Here is a 382-nt window from a genome sequence, read left to right on the forward strand (position 1 = left end):
AGGTATTGGCTATCATAACGGGGATGCCCTCTCTGATGTGCACCCATGTAAAGACTGAAGACGTACACACGTCGAGCATTACAGTTGTAGTCCGAATAACAGAGTCGCCAATGCGGTTCCAACCGGATTCCACTTTCCAAAAACAATAGCGGCAAAGGCTATAAAACCCCGGCCAGCGGTAATATTGTCATAAAAGGTGTTTATTCCGGTCAAGGTAACTGCAGCGCCGCCTAGCCCGGCCAGTAACCCGCTAATGATTACAGACCAGTAGCGAACTGTGTAAACACTAGTCCCGACAGTATCCACAGCCTTAGGATGTTCGCCTGTTGCGCGGATTTTTAGTCCCCAGTGGGTGTGAAACAGGATAAAATGTACAACCGGG

General features: G+C 49.2%; 1 protein-coding gene. It reads right to left on the reverse strand.

Going from position 1 to position 382, the window contains the following annotated elements:
• Positions 1-78 precede the first annotated feature (78 nt).
• Positions 79-382, reverse strand: a 304-nt coding sequence (locus EZM41_RS00560; RefSeq protein ID WP_446697794.1) for an ABC transporter permease subunit, incomplete at its 5' end; no start/stop codon positions are given.

This window comes from Acetomicrobium sp. S15 = DSM 107314, from assembly GCF_016125955.1.
Taxonomy (GTDB): Bacteria; Synergistota; Synergistia; order Synergistales; family Thermosynergistaceae; genus Thermosynergistes; species Thermosynergistes pyruvativorans.